Annotated in this window: 20 protein-coding genes; 7 read left to right on the top strand and 13 right to left on the bottom strand. The window is 45.1% G+C overall.

The genetic code is table 11. From position 1 onward, the window contains the following. Positions 1–7: 7 nt before the first annotated feature. The 6 genes from RTR76_RS06660 to RTR76_RS06635 form a co-directional block, all read right to left on the bottom strand. On the bottom strand, positions 8–1,303 hold the full coding sequence (locus RTR76_RS06660; protein ID WP_312518224.1) for an acetyl-CoA hydrolase/transferase C-terminal domain-containing protein: 1,296 nt from the start codon (positions 1,301–1,303) through the stop codon (positions 8–10). Then, a complete protein-coding gene (locus RTR76_RS06655) occupies positions 1,272–1,604 on the bottom strand; it encodes a hypothetical protein (RefSeq protein WP_312518221.1) in 333 nt (110 codons plus the stop codon). Before RTR76_RS06655 ends, RTR76_RS06660 begins: the two co-directional genes overlap by 32 nt. After that, positions 1,594–1,887: a NifU family protein gene (locus RTR76_RS06650; RefSeq protein WP_312518219.1), complete on the bottom strand. Its 294-nt coding sequence runs from the start codon at positions 1,885–1,887 to the stop codon at positions 1,594–1,596. Before RTR76_RS06650 ends, RTR76_RS06655 begins: the two co-directional genes overlap by 11 nt. Before the next feature lie 6 nt (positions 1,888–1,893). Next, positions 1,894–3,348 (bottom strand): 4-hydroxyphenylacetate 3-hydroxylase family protein, encoded by a 1,455-nt coding sequence (locus RTR76_RS06645; protein ID WP_312518216.1) that lies wholly within the window; start codon positions 3,346–3,348, stop codon positions 1,894–1,896. A gap of 15 nt (positions 3,349–3,363) precedes the next feature. After that, positions 3,364–4,776 carry a hypothetical protein gene (locus RTR76_RS06640; RefSeq protein ID WP_312518214.1) on the bottom strand — a complete coding sequence of 471 codons (1,413 nt, stop codon included), beginning with the start codon at positions 4,774–4,776 and terminating at the stop codon, positions 3,364–3,366. A gap of 264 nt (positions 4,777–5,040) precedes the next feature. Continuing rightward, complete coding sequence (locus RTR76_RS06635) at positions 5,041–7,110, bottom strand: sigma 54-interacting transcriptional regulator (protein WP_312518212.1); 2,070 nt, start codon at positions 7,108–7,110, stop codon at positions 5,041–5,043. 148 nt (positions 7,111–7,258) lie between these two features. On the opposite strand from RTR76_RS06635, the gene RTR76_RS06630 reads away from it, so the two are divergent. Both RTR76_RS06630 and RTR76_RS06625 read left to right on the top strand, forming a co-directional pair. After that, a complete protein-coding gene (locus RTR76_RS06630) occupies positions 7,259–7,426 on the top strand; it encodes a hypothetical protein (protein ID WP_312518210.1) in 168 nt (55 codons plus the stop codon). Between the two features lie 174 nt (positions 7,427–7,600). After that, positions 7,601–8,461 carry a methyl-accepting chemotaxis protein gene (locus tag RTR76_RS06625; RefSeq protein WP_312518208.1) on the top strand — a complete coding sequence of 287 codons (861 nt, stop codon included), beginning with the start codon at positions 7,601–7,603 and terminating at the stop codon, positions 8,459–8,461. Between the two features lie 3 nt (positions 8,462–8,464). Here the strand turns inward: RTR76_RS06625 and RTR76_RS06620 are convergent, their stop codons facing one another. After that, complete coding sequence (locus RTR76_RS06620) at positions 8,465–9,340, bottom strand: LysR family transcriptional regulator (RefSeq protein WP_312518205.1); 876 nt, start codon at positions 9,338–9,340, stop codon at positions 8,465–8,467. 121 nt (positions 9,341–9,461) lie between these two features. On the opposite strand from RTR76_RS06620, the gene RTR76_RS06615 reads away from it, so the two are divergent. The 4 genes from RTR76_RS06615 to RTR76_RS06600 all read left to right on the top strand — a co-directional run bounded on the left by RTR76_RS06615 (position 9,462) and on the right by RTR76_RS06600 (position 12,796). Beyond that, positions 9,462–10,409, top strand: coding sequence for a nitronate monooxygenase (locus RTR76_RS06615; protein WP_312518202.1), 948 nt, complete (start codon positions 9,462–9,464; stop codon positions 10,407–10,409). Positions 10,410–10,437: 28 nt separating this feature from the next. After that, positions 10,438–11,616: an NADP-dependent malic enzyme gene (locus tag RTR76_RS06610; protein ID WP_312518199.1), complete on the top strand. Its 1,179-nt coding sequence runs from the start codon at positions 10,438–10,440 to the stop codon at positions 11,614–11,616. A 35-nt stretch (positions 11,617–11,651) separates the two neighbouring features. Then, positions 11,652–12,194 (top strand): gamma carbonic anhydrase family protein, encoded by a 543-nt coding sequence (locus tag RTR76_RS06605; RefSeq protein ID WP_312518196.1) that lies wholly within the window; start codon positions 11,652–11,654, stop codon positions 12,192–12,194. 149 nt (positions 12,195–12,343) lie between these two features. Continuing rightward, complete coding sequence (locus RTR76_RS06600; RefSeq protein WP_312518194.1) at positions 12,344–12,796, top strand: DUF1259 domain-containing protein; 453 nt, start codon at positions 12,344–12,346, stop codon at positions 12,794–12,796. A gap of 83 nt (positions 12,797–12,879) precedes the next feature. On the opposite strand, the gene RTR76_RS06595 is transcribed toward RTR76_RS06600, so the two are convergent. From RTR76_RS06595 to RTR76_RS06580, 4 genes are all read right to left on the bottom strand, one after another. Next, positions 12,880–13,170, bottom strand: coding sequence for a hypothetical protein (locus RTR76_RS06595; protein WP_312518191.1), 291 nt, complete (start codon positions 13,168–13,170; stop codon positions 12,880–12,882). 152 nt (positions 13,171–13,322) lie between these two features. Beyond that, positions 13,323–14,132, bottom strand: coding sequence for a nitroreductase family protein (locus RTR76_RS06590; RefSeq protein WP_312518188.1), 810 nt, complete (start codon positions 14,130–14,132; stop codon positions 13,323–13,325). A 67-nt stretch (positions 14,133–14,199) separates the two neighbouring features. Further along, complete coding sequence (locus tag RTR76_RS06585) at positions 14,200–15,198, bottom strand: NADH:flavin oxidoreductase (protein WP_312518185.1); 999 nt, start codon at positions 15,196–15,198, stop codon at positions 14,200–14,202. Positions 15,199–15,214: 16 nt separating this feature from the next. Further along, entirely contained in the window at positions 15,215–15,790 is a 576-nt protein-coding gene (locus RTR76_RS06580; RefSeq protein WP_312518182.1) for a flavodoxin family protein, read from the bottom strand. Between the two features lie 178 nt (positions 15,791–15,968). Between RTR76_RS06580 and RTR76_RS06575 the strand changes: the two genes are divergently transcribed. Further along, positions 15,969–16,355 carry a helix-turn-helix domain-containing protein gene (locus tag RTR76_RS06575; RefSeq protein WP_312518356.1) on the top strand — a complete coding sequence of 129 codons (387 nt, stop codon included), beginning with the start codon at positions 15,969–15,971 and terminating at the stop codon, positions 16,353–16,355. Between the two features lie 204 nt (positions 16,356–16,559). Here RTR76_RS06575 and RTR76_RS06570 read toward each other — a convergent pair whose 3' ends face one another. Beyond that, complete coding sequence (locus RTR76_RS06570) at positions 16,560–16,757, bottom strand: hypothetical protein (protein ID WP_312518179.1); 198 nt, start codon at positions 16,755–16,757, stop codon at positions 16,560–16,562. A gap of 62 nt (positions 16,758–16,819) precedes the next feature. Continuing rightward, positions 16,820–17,524, bottom strand: a complete 705-nt coding sequence (locus RTR76_RS06565; RefSeq protein WP_312518176.1) for an HAD family hydrolase — start codon at positions 17,522–17,524, stop codon at positions 16,820–16,822.

Below are 17,524 nucleotides of genomic sequence, written 5' to 3'. Positions count from 1 at the left end.
CTCTTTACTATACTATTCCTTTACTTTTGGCCTCTGCCAGCAAAGTTTCTCTAAAGTCAGGATGGGCGATACCGATTAAGGCTAAGGCACGCTCTCTAAGGCTTTTGCCGCGCAAATTGGCAATGCCATATTCTGTAACAATATAATGAACATCATTGCGCGAAGTGGACACAGCGGCTCCCCTGTCAAGCTCACAGGCAATTCTCGATACCTTGCCGCCTGAAGCGGTAGACGGCAGTGCAATAATTGACTTGCCGTTTTTGGCGCGGCTGACGCCGCGGACAAAATCGACCTGACCGCCAATGCCGCTAAACTGCCTGGAACCAATCATTTCCGCATTTACCTGCCCCATCAGATCAACTTGCAAAGCCGAATTAATGGATACCATATTGTCATGCTGGCCAATCACACAGGGATCATTAATATAATCCACCGGGTGAAGCTCAACCTCCGGATTACCGTCAATAAAATCATATAATTTTCTGGTACCCATGAGAAAAGCGGCCATAAATTTGCCTGGATTGATTGTCTTCTTTTTGTTGGTAATAACGCCCGCTTCTGCCAGCCCAACTACACCGTCGGAAAACATTTCCGAGTGGATACCGATATCCTTTTTGCCGGTAAGAAACAGCAAAACCGCATCAGGAATAGCACCAATTCCGAGCTGCAAGGTTGAACCATCGGCAATCAGGCTGGCTACATTTTCACCTATTTGCTTCTCTATTGCCCCAATTACCGGAGGTTTAAGTTCCAGTAAAGGCTCGTCTTTTTCTACAAGGAAATTGACTGCATCGAGGTGGATTTTAGCGCCTCCAGTACGCGGCAGCTTGGCATTAATTTGTGCAATAACCGTTGTTGCACATTCTGCCGCCGCCACTGTGTAGTCCGCCGAAAGGCCGTAACTGCAAAAACCTTCTTCATCAGGCGGCGTTATCTGAATAAGAGCGACATCAACCGGCAGCAGCTTTTCCCGGAACAATCGGGGTATTTCAGAAAAGAAGCAAGGCGTATAGTCCGCTCTTTTCTCCTCTACCGCTTTGCGTGTAGACGCTCCCACGAACAAGGCATTGTGACGAAAACTTGCTTCCATTCCCGGTTGGGCATATTTAGCAGGTCCCATCGCTACCATATGAACGATTTCTACCGCGCTGAGCTCAGACGCTCTTGTCACCAGCGCCTCGACCAGTGAGGAAGGCTCCCCACAGGCATGCCCCGTCACAACCCGGTTACCGGATTTTACAATTTTGACGGCTTTTTCGGCAGAAACTAATTTATTCTGATACACCGTTCTCCAATCGTTCAATATAATCCCTCACCCTGCTCATAATCTTCCCGGCCAGTTCGGCTTCCGTTACCGCAAACGAATCGATCACAGCACCGGCCACTATGGTATGAGCGGCTTGCGCCTTACTGTAGCGCCAGGCACAATTAGCACTGCAGCCGCTAATATAGATAATAAAATCTGCATCTGGCTTGTTGAACACAACGGTATAACCATACTCATTTATAAGTTCACAAACACGTTTAGCAAGACCGCCGCGGTCGATACGAGGATTGCAGCCGCCACAGAAAGTAATGCTGATATTTTTGAGGCTATTGCACATTTTTTTCTTTACGTAATAACCGCAGTGCCTGTGCAAGCAGCTCATCGCTCGCCTGATAAACGGCAGTCACTCCCGTAATCTCTGGACAGGCTTGACGCAATTCAGTCTCTACGATCCCGGCCAAGGTCTGCTGAGCACCGGGACATGTTGCACATGCCCCGGTTAATCTGACTGTTACAATCCCCTCACTGCTTACTTCCACCAATGCAATATCACCTTGATGAGCCTGTAGGGCCGGACGAATCCGCTCATTGATAATTTCAATAATACGTTGTTCGAGCATACCCGCTTACTTGGCTGGAATACCGGCAATAGCCTTAGCCAGTTCCTTTTTCTGTTCAATATTTCCTTGACGGGCAATCATAATCCGCTGGGCCTGAGGCGATCCGGCGCCATGCATGGATTCAGTACGGTAACCGACGGCAGCTGTTCCGAGGGTTATATTTTCAATCAGCCGGAGAATACGCATCCGGTGCTCGGTTGGTACAGAAGCAACACCTTGGAAATATTTTTCCACTACTTTACCGATTTCGGGATGGCGCAAATCTTTTTCCGATGGCATGGTCACCATTAAACCACCAGCAATATCTTCAGCCAGACGGGCGATTTCATAAGGGAACCGGGTTACATTCTGCTTGCACACATTCGCCAGCAATAAATCAATCAGATAGGTGCCCGAAGCAGTTTTATGCCCTTCTGCCGAACAGGCAATCCCGCAGGCATACAGCGTTTCATTCAAATGCACCATTTCAATCAATTTATCTTTGAGATGAGAGGCTTTGGCAGCACCATTATAGTCAGCAGCCAAAGCTGTAGCGCCAATAAGGACGTCCCCTACGCCGACCTTACAACCGCCATAGCTTTGACGGTGATAACCGGCAAACCGTTCCACCAGCAAGCCGCTGAACTCGTATTCGCCGCACATCAGGACATTTTCCCAGGGGATAAACACATGATCAAAGACCATCAGTGCTTCGTGTCCGCCAAACTGTTTGTTGCCTACATCAATATCGCCGTCTTCCAGCTTGCGGGTATCGCAGGACTGACGACCGTAGATATAAAATATCCCTTCCGCATCAGCGGGAGCTACGAAGGATACGGCATAATCAGCATCTTCCTTGCCCATGGCAATGGTAGGCATGACAAGTATCCAGTGCGAATTGATCGCGCCAGTCTGATGCGCCTTGGCACCACTGACTACAATGCCGTCATCCCGCTTCTCAACGACATGGACAAAGAGATCGGCATCAGCCTGCTTGCTAGGTGACAACCCCCTGTCACCTTTCGGATCAGTCATAGCACCGTCTACCGTCAGGTCTTCCTCCTGCATCATAAGCAGGAACTTTTTAAACCTTTCATGATAGGTAGTACCCAGCTTTTTATCCATCTCAAATGTGACACTGTCAACTGCATTAATCGCATCCATTCCCACACAGCGCTGAAAACAGGCAGCCGTTTTTTGCCCTAGCAGGCGCTGCATTTTTACTTTCTTCACCAGATCTTCGCTGCTCTGGTGCAGGTGGCAGAAACGATTTACTTTTTTGCCTGTAATATGGGAAGTAGCAGTCATCAAATCTTCATATTGCGGGTCTTGAGCCAGTTCGTAGGTCATTTTTACCGAATTCATGGATGGTCTGATAATGGGATGATCTACAGGATTATCGACTATTTCCCCTTGGAGATACACTTTCAGCTTAAGTTCCCGTAAGCTGTCTTCATATTGCTGTGCAGTCTTTAAAGCCATTTGTAATTCCTCCTTTTATTCGGATCCTATTCTACTGTTAAACACAGGGTCCTTAACCTTATCATAAGTGGACCAGTTACGGAAGGTATCCTTACCATAAATCAACAGGCATAAAACGATACCAACTCCAAAAGCGGCACCGGCTTCACGGGTAATGAGTACGGCTGCCACAATCCCGGCAACACCGAGGTCATTAAAGGTTCTGGCTTTTAGTACTCCCACCCGTACGGCAACGTACCCCTGCACCAGCATGGTAAGCGATAAAGCAATCGGTAAAATTGGTTTTACCAAGGTAACAATAGGTGAAAAGAAGTAACCTGTAAAAGTCCCCAGCCGGAAGGATGCAACGCCTCCAAACAAGCTATCCATTGCCTCAGGGCCATGCTTATACCGTTCACATTCTACTACCTGCATAGCAGCCCACATCGGTCCGCACATCGAAGCGTCAGGCCCCAACACGGACATGCCCATATTGCGTAAGCCGACAATGACATTGTTCCGGTTGGCATCAAAATGAATATCTTCATCGCCATTGCGGAATTCCCGTGCTTCATCGATTAATGCCTCTGCCTGAATTAATTCGCCGAACAACACGACATATACGGCTGCAACCAAAGGGGCAGCTTGCAAATACATGCTGAGCGGCGGCCAGCCTACCCGATCGGACAAAGGCGTCCATTCAGTAAACAACGTATAAAACTGAGGAACGGTAAAACCCCACTGAATATCGGGCCAGGGTAATTCTTTGACCAAGGGTGCTACAATAATGGCTAACACTAAAGCAGGCATAAGCCCCAGATCGGAAAGATGTTTTAAAAATTTATTTTTATTACGCAGCGTTTTAAAATGATTGGAAAAGAGAATATAAAAGGCGAAACCGATTGAGATAGTAATTGTCCAGGGATAGAGATCAAAACGTCCTCCTTGCTGAAATACCAGCCGCACTGCCGCAATTCCTGCTCCCAGTAAAATACCGGATTTTAATGCATCCGGCACCAGGTCAACAAAACGCTTAGCAAGTCCTGTCATGCCGAGAAGCAGAGAAAACAGGCCAAGCTCAAATTCAAAGGCAATAAGAGCATGTATCCTGGGAACGCCCTCAGGAAAAGTCTTGAGCCACAACAGTAAAAGCGGAATTGCCGGAGTAATCCAGCCAGGCACAACAGGGTCACCTAAATGAGCATGCCACAAATAAAAGAATCCATTTAATATAACGATAGTAATTGCAATTTCAAAAGGCATACCTAAATATTCCTGCAAGATAGGAATGATACCGAGACAGACGGCACACATGAGCAAACCCTGGATATAATCAGGCAGTTCAAAGCGATAATGAATGAAGGGCAGCCGAAATTGAAAAGGGCCTAACGGAATGTGGGGTTGTTTCTGGCCAAATTCGCGTTTGTAGATAGGTCCGAGGAATTTCATTTATTTCACCCTTTCTTTTTTGATAATTCCGTCTTTTCGTTACGAGCTAAATAGTCGCTTTGATAGCCACCTCCCATCAATACTGCTACCTGATACTAATGCAACTTGCATGCCAACAAAAAACAGCCTTGAGTTTCCTGCTCAAAGCTGTTTTTTCAAGTTTACCTGCATATGCATTTCTACGACTTACCCATCCATAATCGGGCCGCAAGCTTTATATTAGCGAATAGTCGCAATTTTACATCAGTCGCATATTTGAGACTGCTATCCTTTTAGTAATCCATAGTGCTTTGCCTTACGGTATACGGTAGCCCTGTCAATATCCAGCGCTTCGGCAACTTTCTGCCAGGACTGACATTCTTTATAGGTTTCCGACAATAAAAAGGTCTCTACCTGTTCAACCGCAGTCTTTAACTTTGTGCCACGCTTTGGTAAGAAACTTTTGATTTTAAAGATTTCCGGCAAGCAGTCAAAATTTAATTCCTCCACGGTTGCCGTTACCATCATTCTTTCTATGATGTTTTCCAGTTCACGGACATTGCCCGGCCAGGAGTAGTCTGTTAATTTATCAATGACGTCCGGACATATTGTTTTACTATAGCCAAAACGTTTATTGAATTTGTCCAAAAAATGGATAATTAAAAGCGGAATATCTTCTTTGCGATCTCGCAGTGGTGGTAAATGAATAGGAACAACAACCAGCCGGTAGTATAAGTCCGTGCGAAAGCTGCCTTCTTTAGCCATATTTGCCAAATTGCGATGAGTCGCGGCAATAATGCGCACATTGACTTTAATTGACTTTGTACCGCCTACCCGCATGAATTCTTTATCCTGAATTGCCCGCAGCAATTTGGCCTGCAGAATGAGCGGCATATCACCCACTTCATCAAGAAATAAGGTTCCATTATGGGCCAGTTCAAACAATCCGGGCTTTCCTTCCTTTTTAGCTCCCGTAAACGCTCCCGTCTCATAGCCGAAGAGTTCCGATTCCAATAAATGCTCAGGTAAAGCGGCACAATTAATTTTAATAAACGGTTTGGTAATGCCTTTGCCTCTTTTGTGGATTAGCTTGGCAATAAGTTCTTTGCCGGTGCCTGACTCACCGGTAATTAATACAGTTGAGTCTACTTCAGCAATTTTAGTCGCTGTAGCAATTGCCTGGGTCATGGAGTTGCTGCGAAAAATAATCTCCTGTGCTTTTAGCTGCATGGATCTGAGGTGAGATAATTCCGTCTCGTATTTTAATGTTTGCTCTTTTGTCTTTGACAGCTGCTCTTGCAGCTGCGACAATTCCGTAATATCCCGTACGTTGGTAACAACACGGAATAAATTACCTTCCGCATCAAAGACGGGATTACCGGTAACCAATATTTTACGGTCATTTTTAACTGTTTGATTAATTGTGATGCTTTCGCCCTTTTCCATCACAAGCAATGTTACCGATTGGTTATAGTATTGAGCCTCTACTAACTGCCGCATATCCTTACCAAGAATTTCAGCAGCTTTTATACCGGCGATCCGCTCATAAGCCTTATTGACCCTGAGAACATTTCCTTCGGCATCGGTAATAAACATCCCATCATAGGAGGAATTAATAATTGCCTCCAGTTCATACATAAGACCTTTTACATAATTAAGTTCCGAAGAAGTATTCTCCAATAAAGAAATATCCTGAAATACACTTACCGCTCCCACTACCTCATTATCCGATATAATAGGCGAGTAGTTAGCCATTACCACCGTCTTACCCAGCCTGATCTTCTGTCCAAGCAAAGGCTTCTTAGATTCAAGTATAACAGGCATCAGTGTATTGGATATCACCTCAGATACCTGGCGCCCGATTATACTGCTATTTTGTACTTCCAGAATTTCCTCTACAGCTCTGTTGGCAATAATAATTCTTCCCTGACTGTCTACAGCCAATATGCCATTTTGCGCTGAGTTAATTACAGCGGAAAACTGATCTTTAAATTCATGGAGATTTTTTCTAAGCATTCTAATCAGCCTGGCAGCAGTTACAATTCCCACAACCTGCTTATTATCATCGACAACCACAGCTTGATGGACGGCTTCGGACAAAGCGTCAATATCTTCTGTTTTCAAGACAACTGGAGTCTTGCTGTCAATAAGTGTTTGGACCGAGAGGCTACCCGGCGCGTTGCAATCCTGAATTGCCAACAAAACGTCTCTTTTAATCGTTCCTGCATACTCCCGCTGTTCATCTATTACAGGGAAAAAATCAATGTATTTAGGTGCCTTTATTTCTGTCCGCCCGGTGACAATATCGGCTGCCGATATAGGATGTATTCGAATCATAATATCAGAGATTTTCATACTTTCCTCCCATGCCATATGGCTCTCGATAGAGTCTGCCCTGAGTAATTACTTCTGCATATAATGCTTTCTTCCTCTCTTATGCAAGGATACATCCTGCATTGCTGCGCAAATACTAATATAGATATCACGCAAAGGAGGTAGACACGTGCGTTTTGAAGTATTCACAAACACGAATCATACTTATACACTGAAAGATCAATTATTTATGCGGTCTGTTACGTACTTTGATTACAATCAGGCTCAGCAGCTGGCTGATGAGTTAAACCAACAGCACCTGGCAGAAATCGCAGCCCTGGAACGTCATTTTTTATAGCAAAGGAAGCACTTAATTAAGTGCTTCCTTTGCTTATAAGTCCATTGCCGGACCTAGCTTGTGCTTTGAAGGATTTTATATGAAAATGTAGAAAAAAATGACTACAATCCAAATTTTGCTACTAAGGCTTTCAGCATCTCAGAAAAACCGATAAAATGACTGGAGGTAAGATCAATGGTTACTAAAGAAAAGACATACCAGGCAGAAGAAATTCTCGATATGTTCGCTGCGGTGGCCCCTTATCTTAATCATGTCAGTTTTGGTGATGTTGGTATCTCAATTGTCAAAGACGGTAAGTACCTTGCCTATGCTCCTGCCAAGTCCCTTAACCTGGGTAATAAAGCCGGCGATCCTGTAAAAGGAAAAATCAGCAAAAAATGCCTGGAAACAGGACAGGCAGTTGTGGAAATTGTAACCCGCGACAAATCGGCCTATGGTATTCCTTATGCAGCGCTTGCTATTCCTTTTAAGAATGGTAATACTGTTGTCGGTTGTGTAACTACTACACAAACGGTTGATAAGCAGGAAAAAATTATTTCCGTGGCCAGCAGCCTTGCTGCAGCGGCAGAAGAACTGACTGCCGGTATGGAGGAGCTTACGGCAAGATCAGTTACTATTTCTACTGCAAGCAGCGACCTGGATACCTTAAGTAAGGATTTAGCTGCCACCGGCAAAAAAACGGATGAAATTGTTGCCTTTATTAAAACTGTTGCGAGCCAGACCAATTTACTGGGCCTGAATGCTGCTATTGAAGCCGCAAGAGTCGGTGAAATGGGACGAGGCTTTGGCGTGGTGGCGGAAGAAGTCCGTAAGCTGGCTACAGCGAGTTCCGAATCAGTCCAGCAAATTACACAGGCATTAACTAGTATTCAAGAATCGGTCACCCTGTTATCACAAAAGAGCGGCACAATTGACAGCACGATAAACACGCAGACATCAGCTATGCACGAGATGAGCGAAGCTGCACAAGGCCTTACTGCCATGGCTACCACGCTAAATGAAATAGCAGAGTCATTATTTCACACTCGCGAGTAATTATTATTTAGTAATTAGTGTACTCATGAAATCAAGGAAGGTCTGTGAGGCTTTGGACAGATACCGGTCTTTTTTCCAAGCTAGACCAATTTCAATACATAACGGCTCAGCAAGCCGCACACATTGTATTTGCGGATCTTTCCGGGCAACAACATCAAATAAAAATGATACTCCAACGCCTCTTGCCACTAAACCGCGTATAGTATCAATCTGGCTAGAAGCCAGAATAATGTTGGGTTCAAAATTATGTTTTCTGCATTGCTGCATAATTATTTGTCTATGATACGTATCTTCTTTGAGCAAAATGAATGGTTCTTGCTTAAGTTGAGCAAACTCCACAATTTCTGTCCCGGCAAGCGGATGAAAAGGCGACAGACATAACAGAATCTCTCCTTTAGTGATGAGTTCCGATTGCAGCAGCGGCGACATATGGCAGGTAATGACAATGCCTAAATCCAATTGATCTTTTTCCAGCATGCTTCTGACTGCAAGCGATCCTTCTTCGACAACAGACAAATCCAGCGCAGGGTAGACTTGCTTAAAGCCGGCAAAAATGTGAGGAAATAAGTAAGAGCCGATCATTGGAGGTACGCCAAGCTTAATTGTTCCTCTGCGGAGTTCACGGTATTCCTGCATCTCGAGCACCGCATCCTGCGTCCTGCCGAGAATATCTTCCACCCTTGTCAGGAAGACCTGTCCTTCGGTCGTTAGCGTAAACTGCTTCTGACTGCGGCTGAAAAGCTGTACGCCAAGCTCCTCTTCTAGCTTTTGCATCGCTACCGAAATGGCTGGCTGAGCCACGTGGAGCCGCTCAGCCGCCCGCGTCAAATTGTTTAACCGACATACCATTTGAAAATACTCCATTTGTCGAAGATCCATTCAAATAGCTCCCCCATTATATTTTGAAATTATTATAACATAAAAAGCAGGTATTTCCGTTTTTTAAAAATTCGGGGTAAACTATAACCATATATACTATCAAAAATAGGAGATGATTACTGTGCAAACAACTCTTACAGCATTACTTGGTATCAAATATCCCATACTTCAAGGCGGTATGGCCTGGATCTCGGAGGCTACTCTGACAGCAGCAGTATCCAATGCCGGCGGCGCAGGCATTATCTCAACCGGTGGCCGCACCACCGACTGGGTTCGTGATGAAATTCGCAAAACCAAGACGTTGACTTCCAAACCCTTTGGCGTCAATGTTATGCTCATGGCTCCTAATAAGGATGAAGTAGCCGATGTTATTTGTGAAGAAAAAGTTGCTTTTGTAACATTAGGTGCTGGGAATCCTGTACCGATGTTCGAAAAGTTCCATAAGGCCGGCATTAAAGTAATCCCCGTAGTTCCATCAGTAAAGCTTGCCAAACGAGTTGAAGCCGCCGGTGCTGACGCGCTTGTTATTGAAGGTATGGAAGCAGGCGGTCATATTGGCACCTTAACTACTATGGCACTTTTGACTAATGTCATTCCAGAAATTAAAATACCCGTTGTCTCTGCTGGCGGTATCGTTGACGGCCGTGGCATAGCCGCTGCGTTATTAATGGGTGCAGCAGGGGTACAAATGGGCTCCCGCTTCTTGCTGGCTGAAGAATGCACCGTTCATGCTAATGCCAAAAAACAAATTATTGCGGCTGAAGATACTGATTCAGTCGTGACTGGCTACTCCCGCAACCATGGCGTACGCGGCTTAAGAAGCAAATTTACCGAGAAGTTCTTAGAGCTTGAACGCAGCGGCGCTCCTGATGAAGAATTAAATACTCTGGCAACCGGAACCAATAAGCTTGCTGCTGTCGACGGGGATGTTGAAAATGGGCTTGTCCAAGTAGGCCAAAGCCTTAGCAGGCTGAATACCATTAAGTCTGCCAAAGAGATTATTGATGAAGTCACGCTCGAAGCAACCCGCCTTCTCTCTAATGCTCCCAGCCTGGTCAAAACTTGGTAAAATAGGAAGCACTAAGGAGCGGGAGATCATGGATGTTTATCAAAGATCCTTGGCCCTTCATAAACAAATGAGGGGAAAGCTGACAGTAGCAAGTAAAATTTCAGTTACTGATCAACAGGACCTCAGCCTGGTTTACAGTCCAGGAGTAGCAGAACCCTGCCGGCAAATTGCCGCCAATGAAGAAGAAGTGTATAATTATACCTCCAAGGGCAATCTTGTTGCCATTATTTCAGACGGATCAGCTGTTTTAGGCCTTGGCAATATTGGTCCTAAAGCAGCCATCCCCGTTATGGAAGGCAAAGCTTTACTATTTAAAAATCTGGCAAATGTTGATGCTATTCCCTTATGCCTGGATACACAGGACACCGAGGAAATCATTAAAACAGTAAAATATCTTGCACCCTCTTTCGGAGCAGTTAATCTTGAGGACATAAGTGCTCCCCGCTGCTTTGAAATTGAAACACGTTTAAAAAAAGAGCTCGATATCCCTGTTTTTCATGACGATCAGCATGGTACCGCAATTTGTGTACTGGCAGGCTTGATCAACGCACATAAAGTCGTGAACAAGGACCTCACGGAAAGCAGAATTGTTATCAACGGTGCCGGCGCTGCCGGTATTTCCATTGCTAAACTGCTGCTCGCGTATGGTGCCACCTCTATTGTGCTTGTGGACCAAAAAGGAATTCTCAGCCTTAACCACACGGAAACGCTATTAAATGAAGCGCACAAAGAAATTGCTGCCCTGACAAATAGTCAGGGCGAGACAGGCAGTCTCGCTGCAGCACTCGCAGGAGCAGATGTTTTTGTCGGTGTCTCCAGGCCGAAGCTTGTTACAAAAGAAATGATAGCTACAATGAATGCTCAGGCCATTGTTTTTGCAATGGCCAACCCTGAACCGGAAATTACCCCTGCTGAAGCAAAAGCCGGCGGAGCAGCTGTCATTGGTACGGGACGCTCGGACTATCCGAATATGATTAATAACCTGGTGGCCTTTCCCGGTATTCTAAAAGGAGCTCTTTCGGTCAGAGCCAGTGACATTAATCAAACCATGTGTTTAGCTGCCGCTGTCACGATCGCTAACAGCATCAGTGCCGGTGACTTGACTGCCGACAGGATCTTCCCCGAACCGTTAAATCCTAAGATTGCTTGTCTGGTAGCGAAAGCAGTTGCTGCTGCTGCAAAACAGACAGGTGTTAACCGAATATAAAATAGGTATTTATTATGCAGAAGGAGGAGAAAATCATGAAATTTGAAGGAATCGAACCTACCCGTGATCCAAAAACCTTTGTCGCCGATGGTGCAAAGGTAATTGGCAAAGTAACAATGAAAGAGTTTAGCAGCATTTGGTTTAACTCCGTTGCCAGAGGTGATGTTAACCGCATTGAAATCGGTCGTTATTCCAATGTTCAGGATAACAGTGTAGTGCATGTTGCCGACGACTGCCCTACCATTATCGGCGATTTCGTTACCGTTGGTCATAACTGCATTATTCACGGAGCAACCATCGAAGATCACTGCTTAATTGGCATGGGAGCCATCGTCCTGAATAATGCCGTTATTGGTACAGGCAGCATTGTAGCCGCCGGAGCGGTCGTAAAAGAAGGACAAATCGTACCGCCCCATTCCCTTGTTGTAGGGATTCCCGCCAAAGTTGTCAAACAAGTTCCCGGCGAATGGGACAGCATTCATGCCCAAGCTGTTAAATATAAGACACTCTGGTCAGAGCGCTACGGCATGCTGCCGGATGCCGGTGGTGAACGGTACCACGGCGAAAAAATCGTTTAATGTAAAAAAGAACACCTCTAGCAGGTGTTCTTTCAACGTGTAGACAAAAATTACTTTTGTTGACAGTCTCAAAGAACACCTCCAGTGGGTGTTTTTTTTGTAACGAAAAGTCATCGTTTGCGTATCATGTAGCAAGGAGGCGATGGTATATGGCGAAACCGGACACCTTATGCAAAGAATTGGCTAATATCTTGGGGGGAAAAGCCAGCAACAATAATGGAATTTGTGAGGTTCAAGTCCAGCGCACTGATATTGATGTTACCATAATGGGAATATCCTCCCCCGCGGCGGCGGCCCATATGTTTATCTTTCAGCGCTATACCAATAATCAACGGGCATTAAATCTCGGTGATATGGTTTTAGTCCAGGATGAAGTCCCTCAGGTTATTCGCGAGCTTGCCAATCGGGATATTACCATCGGGGCCGTTCACAATCACTGGATTTTTGATGAACCTCATCTCATTTATATACATGTTCAGGCTATCATGAAACCCCGTACCTTTGCCCAAAGAATTGCGGAAGTACTGGCAATCATCAATGAAAGCCGCACCCCTGAAGATGATATCGATGACGATGATATGGGCGATGATGATGACTACTAAGCGATACTGCTAACCACGTATTAATGGAAGGCCAGGTAATATAAAAACCTGGGCCTTCCATTTTTCTTGAGTATTCACTTTTTCTAGCTAATAGCGATAATCTGATCTACATTAATACTCACTTGTTGATCTGCAGCAAATTGCCCAGCATCGGCAGTCAGCCGCAAAGTAAGAAATTCTGGAACCATTGTGGTCGTTTTGGTCTGAGTCTGCATCATCCAGGGGAAAAAATGCAAACTTGGCTGCCCCCGGTCTTGAGCATAGTTTATTTCCAGCTTGCCAATAGATATAATTTCTCCTGTAAAAGCCAGGCCATTCACAGTCGCAATTGTCACTGTAGTTCCAGCCACGAAAATCTGCCTGCTTTCGCTCATTTTGTACTCCTCCTTATGTTACTTTTATTTTAGGCCTCTATTATAACCTATTCAAAAATCAAGAACGGGACATTTTTTTACCAATAAAAAATGAAATGGCTCTGGAAACGGTTAGACCATTTCCAGAGCCACCAACATTATACACGAATAGGCTATAACCAGTTTACCTCCAGCGGATTTCGCTCTACCAGCCGGTGATACTTGTATTGGCTGTACCCGGCCATAAGAGCACCTGCCACCTTCTTACCTGCTGGAATTTCAAGCACCTCAAGCAAAGGAGCATAGCCCGTAAAGGCACAGGCCTGGAAATAGCCGGCCCAACAGGTACCTATGCCAATAGTAGGAGCAAATAATTCTGCGTAGGAGAAGGAAAAGTGAGCATTTTCCTGCCCTCTCAAAAACTTCTCATCACAAAGAGCAACAATTAGATGAGGTGCTCCGCGCAAAATCATATCTTCTCCTGTTGCCCGGTACTGGCGAACTACATTGCGGTAGTAAGCAGCCGAAGAAACACCACTGCTTAATTCCTGTTCCATCCACTGAATTGTCAATTCCGTTATTTGCTGCAGCTTTTCTTTATCACTAATGACCAGATACGATAAGCCCTGCCCATTTCCGCCTGTTGGTGCATAGCGGGCTATATCTAAAATCTGCAATAGCTTTTCCTGCGGGACTGTTTCTTGCTTATACCGGCGAATAGAACGGCGGGAACGCAGAAAATCACGTGCTGCCTGCACATCCCATCTTGCTGGATTAATGGGCTCCTGCTGTGCCAGAGGAGTACGGTCATTATCCAGAGCACTATGTGGACAGACTGCTACACAATGTCCACAGGCTATACAGAAACGAAATTCATTCTCGTGTGGTCCCTCTTCTGTCATTTTAATAAAGCTTGCCGGACAAACCTTGGCACAAATACCACAGCGGGTACACTTTTCCTTGTCTACATGTAAAATTTTCATTACAACCACCTAGCTACAAAGTTTAGTACATCTTGTTCATTATACTGTATATGGCTTAAACTTTTGTTTATTTCTCACTCAAAAGCTTCACAGCCCGCGACGCCCAAGTAGAATCATTGAAAATAGCCCGGGCTACACCAATGAGATCTGCTTTGCCTTCTGCCAGTAATTGTTCGGCAGCCAGTGGTTCTGTAATACCGCCTGTAAGTAAAACAGGTACGGTTACAACCTTTTTAATTGCCTCCGTCAGCGGAGCGAAATAGCCTTGACTGCTATTGCCGGGAATACTGAATCCATTGAAACCGCCCGATATATCTATAAGACTGACACCGGCCCTTTCAAATTGCTGTGCCGCAAATTGACTTTCCTCAATTGTCGTGCCGCCTGCAGTATAATCAGATGCTCCTAACCGCAGCAGAATAGGAAATTCTTCACCGACAGCTTTGCGTACTGCAGCAATCACTTCAAGATGAAGACGAATACGGTTTTGAATAGCTCCACCATATTCATCTCTGCGCTGATTGGTTAAAGGCGATAAAAACTGGTTTAAGAAGTAACCATGAGCAGAGTGGATTTCCACTCCGTCAAAACCGGCTGCTTTAACACGGGCTGCCGCTGCCGCAAATGCTTCGACAATCTCTCCTAATTCATTTTGATCAAGTTCTCGCGGAACTGTCCCTTTGCGGGGGTTAGCAACCGCAGACGCCCCTACAGGAACCGACCCGGTAATTTTCTCATCAGTACCGCTTCCGGCATGATTAATCTGCATCACGCTTTTTGAGCCATTGCGATGAATAAGCGCTGACAGCTCAGTCAGCTTTTCAATAACACTGTCATCGGCAATAGATAATTGATTATGACTGGCCTTTCCTGCCTGCTGAATAAAGCTATGCTCAATAATAATGAGTCCGATATATCCACCGGCAGACTTTTCATTGTAATAATTAAGAATATCGGGACTTACCTTTCCATCTTCTTCGGCTTTTGAAGTAGCCATTGGAGGCATAACCAGTCTATTGTGTAACGTTAGCGCTCCGGTTTGCAGAGGCTCCAGTAAATAAGTCATACGTATGATTCCTCCATTACTTCTTTTGTTTTAGAAGTTGAGCCATATTTTTTCCCAAGGTCTGAAATGTTTGTATTCCTTCTTCATCTTTTTGTACATCCCCTTCATCAAGAGCCAGTGTCATATTCCAGTAGCTCGATCCGGGTATGGTCATCTCCGCAATTCCGAAGAAAAAGTTAATCGCTGAATATGTAAAGGTTGCTCCCGCCCTGCGTACTGCCACCACAGCGGCACCGACTTTGCCGCGCAGCATATCCCCACCGTTTGCTTTTGCAACAAAGCCACAGCGGTCAATAAGCGCCTTTACCTCGGTACTCACATTACTGAAATAAGTTGGTGAACCAATTAGTATGCCATCAGCCTCTTGCATCTTTTGAATAAACGAGTTTATTTCATCATCTTGCCGTATACAGCGATTATTCTTCATTTCCCAACACTTTCCACAGGCAAGACAGCCAAAAACCTTACGCCCCCCAAGTTGGATAATTTCTGTTTCAATGCCTTCTTTCCTCAGTTCAGCCAGCACGATTTCTAAACTCTGAGCCGTATTTCCATTTTTTCTGGGGCTGCCATTAAAAGCAACTACTTTCATTACCAACACATCCCTTTATTTTAATTCATACCCTTGTTTTTTATTTCCTGCAAATCAATTCCCTGCTATAATAGTAGTCAATAGTGCATCTGTTAGCAAGTACGCACTTATTTGTACCATAGTATCCTTTTAGATACCAATGTAGAATTTATTTAAATGTAAAATAGGAGCGAAAATGATGATCACCTACAAAAATATTCAATATCAGTGCTCAATGGAGTTAACTTTAGATCTTATCGGTGGTAAGTGGAAGTCGCTTATTCTTTGGTATTTAGGCGATAACACCTTGCGATTCAGTGAATTAAAAAGAATTATTCCCCAAATCACGCCAAAAATGCTCACTCAGCAGCTTAGAGAACTTGAAGAAAGTGGGCTGGTAAGCCGTTTTATCTATACGCAGATTCCCCCTAAGGTAGAATACTCTCTTACGCCAGCCGGAAAAAGTCTTATTCCCATATTAGCTACTATGTGCCAATGGGGCCTATCGTATGCTAACGCCAGCTCTCCCGACAAAGCTGCTATTGAATGCGCCTCATCTGTTGCAAAGAGTGCTGACATTAAATAAAGCCATTTCATCCAATGAATTGGATGAAATGGCTTATTCAAAAGAGCCCGCAACGATCTACGCTACAGCCTGCACCGATCATTACATACCTATACGCAAACTTTCGCCTACCCACAAGCATTACACAACCGATACACACCTTTGCTTGACCGCCATAGATAGCTACCGAACCGCCTGCAATCTCTCGACTGCAAACGACCCCTACTATTCACAACCCATGACGATCTTAGCTCGACCAACATACATCATTTGGGACCACACGACAACAGTTGGGCTGCCGTACAGCCTTTCACGACCCATGCCAGTCTTCCCGCCGACTAACACCGAACCTTTCGACCCGATGCCACTCTTTGGCCGACTAATACCGAACACCAGTGATATCCGGCACCAATCTAGGCTCAACCGTTACAGACCCCTTACACTAATAGTATCAACCGATTCTATTCTTTCATACCTGGCAATTATTAACTATTTGACTTTGCAGCAATTGCTTTAATTTTGTCCACAAACTCTGCTGCTGCGGGCAAGACATCCACAGCCCACCACGGCTGACAATCTTCCAGTTGAGCGGTTGTATATGCACCTGTTGCAATACCGACGGTATATGCACCGATTGATTTTCCACAATCAATATCATTCGGTGTATCGCCGATGACAAAGAAATTATGCTGCTCCTGCCTGCCCCAGCTGCTTTCAGCAACCGTCAAGGCACTTCGGGCAATATCGGCCCGGCGATAATGCTCTGCAGCAAAGGCGCTGCGGGAAAAATCGAAGTAATGAGCAATTCCAAAATGCTCCAGTTTAATTTCAGCGCCTTTTCTGCTGTTGCCTGTCAGCAGCAGCAGCCGGCAGTCATCACACTCTTTGAGCGCAGCCAAGGTTTCACGTACTGACGGTAAAACAATCCCCACTCTGGAGCGTAAATGCTCAAGCAGCAGTGTCTCGTAGTAGCGGCATAACTCGGCAACCTCCTCATTACTCGGCTCACGGTCCGCAATCGCTTTGATTACTTCCCTGCAAATAAAATTATCAGTCATGCCTGCGGTTGGTATAGAATCAAAATTTACAGCTTGGCCCCAAAGAGCTTCTGCCGCCTCACTAATTGCGTATAAACCTGCTCTGGAGGTCTTAATCAACGTTCCGTCTATATCCCAGTATATTAAATTCAT

The organism is Anaerospora sp. (assembly GCF_032013335.1).
Taxonomy (GTDB): domain Bacteria; phylum Bacillota; class Negativicutes; order Sporomusales; family DSM-15969; genus Anaerospora.
Note: the sequence above shows the minus strand (reverse complement) of the source record. Positions and strands in the feature narration are given on the sequence as shown.